Below are 3,160 nucleotides of genomic sequence, written 5' to 3' on the forward strand. Positions count from 1 at the left end.
CCTCATCATTTTCAAAATCATTAATCTTACCGATTAGCCAGTCGCGACTTGCACGCGCGTCATCGGTGTCTGCCTTTTCGAGATTCACGGTATCTTTCATAAATTCGTTAAAGGCAGCTATTACTGTGGTCGCCATGTTCAGTCCTTTAATTTTTTCATGCAAAACGCGCAGGGCTCTGTCGTAAACCTGAACACTTCAGTACCCCGGAAGAGTCGGTACATTTTATTCTTATTACCGTAAGTTAAAAACCGCCTCGCTCTCTACAAGCACATATAATTTACATGGGAAATAAGAGTCTCACTCTTTTATTGATAATTATGCAAATGTTTAAATTATTAATGTCAATTATGCATTAATGCTATTATGTTTAAAATCCATAATTAATGTTGCATTATCAGCACAAATCCTTCTTCATTCCAACTGAGATCCGAAAAAAGTAAGTTCCGGATCTTTCCTTTCTGTCCTGCTGTCGCTCCCGCTAAAAACACATCATATGGTATCTTAGGTGATACTAACTACCGTGCATGTTGTGTTTTCGGCCCGCAGCGTGACCGGGTTCGCGCCCCCGAAAAGGGCGGCTTTGCTTATTCCCGCGTCGTGGTACACTTCCGGAAAGTGTGAATAAGCCGGTAAATCGGATCATCGCGAAATGGCGAAACGGTAATTTAGCCGGGCGTCTATATGGTTGCTTATTATTATGTTGGTGATGTTCACGACAGGGAAGATAAGGCGGAGAATATTCAGGCGTGTGACTGACTCAGGATTGTGTGCAGTCAGATCTGCCGCAGAGAGTAATTACTCTGAGTGACTATTTTTATGGGGATCACTTTTGATGGACGATAAGAAAATAGTTGATATGACCAACATGTATAGAGCGCTGACGCAACTAGGTCACCAGCGTATCTGGTTGAGAATCATCATCTCAGGCGATCTATTCATGGTTACTTTCGAAAGCAGACGTCTTGCTCGTTTTGATCGTAGTTTGGGTACATGGCGTTTCGTGAAAAATGCTGATTTGGTGGACGACTACCCTCTGGGAAGCGTGCCAGATGGAGAAGGGTTAACAGAACTGCATGAAAAGGATGAGCTGCTTTTATACCTGACGATTTGTAACGAGGATGTTGTTCGTCTGCGTTCATGCCTTGCGACGCTTAATGGTTGATATTGTCAGTTGCCTACCATCAGTAACCGTTGGTGGAATTTCTCAAAAAGGAAAAAGCATGGCTGATGGAATTTCGGTATGGGTGCCGGTGATTTCTGCCCTGGCTGCCAGTGTGCTCACAGGAACAATCCAGTACTTTATGAACCGGCAGAATCATTACTTTGCCCTCGAACGTGAAGAGAAGGCGATGGCTGAACGCCTTCGCCAGGAAAAAGAAGTTAAGCAGGAAAAAATTGACCGTGAAAGACATTTCATCGCCATCGAGCTGGTATTTCTGCTGGAGCAGTTCGCAGAGGCTTGCTCCAATGTTGTAGCTGATACAGGTGAAAATAATGACGATCCTCAACCCACCCGTGAGCCAACTGTCGATTATCCTGAACTCAGCTTCACAGACGTCAGTGGAAACTGGCAGGTTCTCGATACACGTCTGATGTATCGCATTCGGGAGCTTCTGGTCCTGCAGAGAGAGGCACATAAGGCTATCGCACACATCAGAGAATATGACTATGACGGAGATTGCAAAGATTACTTCCGTGAGCGCTGGTATCAGTATGCCTATCTGGGGTTAAAAGCCATCATTCAGGTCAGACGCCTGCGTAAGATGGCCGGTTTTCCGGATACACGCCTTGCGAATTCGGAATGGTCCGCTCAACCTGTCCTGAAGGAAATGTGGCGAATTGAGCGCCGTCGCAGAGCCAAAGAATCTATCGAATACCGAAAACTGTTTGAAGATCAGGACAACCCGGAGAGCATAACATTGTGAATGACCTTGTTACATATACACCTCCTCTTCATCAGATGGCGCAGTTGCCCGTGGCTATCGACTATCCGGCGGCGCTTGCGCTACGCCAGATGGCCCTGATACAGGATGAATTGCCGAAATACCTGCTGGCCCCGGAGGTGAGCGCGCTGCTCCACTACGTGCCGGATCTTCACCGCAAGATGCTGTTATCCACTCTGTGGAATACTGGGGCCCGCATTAACGAAGCGCTGGCTCTGACCCGGTCGGATTTTAACTTGGCACCGCCTTACCCTTTCGTGCAGCTGGCGACGCTCAAACAACGCGCAGAGAAAGCGGCGAGAACAGCCGGACGATTACCCGCCGGCAGCCAGGCCCTTCGCCTGATCCCCCTTTCTGACGCCCTGTATGTCAGTCAGTTACAGATGATGGTGGCCACGCTGAAAATTCCGCTGGAACGACGCAATAAGCGCACCGGTAAGACCGAGAAGGCGCGCATCTGGGAGATAACCGACCGCACGGTGCGCAGCTGGATCAGCGAGGCGGTGGAAGCGGCCAGCTGTGACGGCGTCACGTTCTCGGTGCCGGTGACACCACACACCTTCCGCCACAGCTACGCCATGCATATGCTGTACGCCGGTATTCCACTGAAGGTGCTGCAGAGCCTGATGGGACACAAGTCGGTCAGTTCGACGGAGGTCTATACCAGGGTATTTGCGCTGGACGTGGCGGCCCGTCATCGGGTGCAGTTCTCGATGCCCGGCGCCGACGCGGTGGCCATGCTCAGGCAGACGTCACGATGATGGTGTTCTATAAGTTTTCAACTAGCATTCTTTCCGTAAAACCACGCAGTTCCTGTGCGTGATAGGAATGGCATTTTACATTCGACACAGCATTGAACCACTTCATAAGGATAACTCTGTGCAATTAACCTAAGTAGTTTTACGCATTAGCTGTGTCTGGTTTTGGTGCGTAGGAATTGCAGTCTGTTCGGAGTAGGAAAGTAAAAGCTTTAAGTTGCCAGAATTAGCGAGAGAAGATTGATTTCATTCAAAATGCGTAGCTGGATCTGGAATCTTTATGAGGGTATAATTTCTTGAATTGAGGAATTTCTTAAAGGAATATGGGGCTGAGTTATTATCAAACTGGAGTCAAGAGTTGTTAAAATGCTTTAGATTTGCTTTTTATCTATGACAGGTGGGTTAGTACCAAAACTACCATTATACTTATTATATTAATTTTTATAGGAAAGAGGTGA

At 47.6% G+C, this 3,160-nt stretch carries 3 protein-coding genes; all 3 read left to right on the plus strand.

Annotated features, from left to right (window positions below; all coding sequences use genetic code 11):
* Positions 1–833: 833 nt before the first annotated feature.
* Genes AC1DUO_RS23835 through AC1DUO_RS23845 form a run of 3 tightly spaced genes read left to right on the plus strand, consistent with a single transcriptional unit; the run spans position 834 to position 2,705 of the window.
* A complete protein-coding gene (locus AC1DUO_RS23835; RefSeq protein ID WP_477989057.1) occupies positions 834–1,163 on the plus strand; it encodes a hypothetical protein in 330 nt (109 codons plus the stop codon).
* Between the two features lie 58 nt (positions 1,164–1,221).
* Complete coding sequence (locus AC1DUO_RS23840) at positions 1,222–1,926, plus strand: hypothetical protein (RefSeq protein WP_013578370.1); 705 nt, start codon at positions 1,222–1,224, stop codon at positions 1,924–1,926.
* A gap of 35 nt (positions 1,927–1,961) precedes the next feature.
* Positions 1,962–2,705, plus strand: coding sequence for a site-specific integrase (locus tag AC1DUO_RS23845; RefSeq protein WP_162470193.1), 744 nt, complete (start codon positions 1,962–1,964; stop codon positions 2,703–2,705).
* The last annotated feature ends 455 nt before the right edge of the window (positions 2,706–3,160 follow it).

The organism is Rahnella sp. P4_A8 (assembly GCF_056402435.1).

Bases quoted from the DNA above. Each gene is read 5' to 3' on its own strand.
- AC1DUO_RS23840 (WP_013578370.1), top strand. From the start codon at position 1,222: ATGGCTGATGGAATTTCGGTATGGGTGCCGGTGATTTCTGCCCTGGCT.
- AC1DUO_RS23845 (WP_162470193.1), top strand. From the start codon at position 1,962: ATGGCGCAGTTGCCCGTGGCTATCGACTATCCGGCGGCGCTTGCGCTA.
- AC1DUO_RS23835 (WP_477989057.1), top strand. From the start codon at position 834: ATGGACGATAAGAAAATAGTTGATATGACCAACATGTATAGAGCGCTG.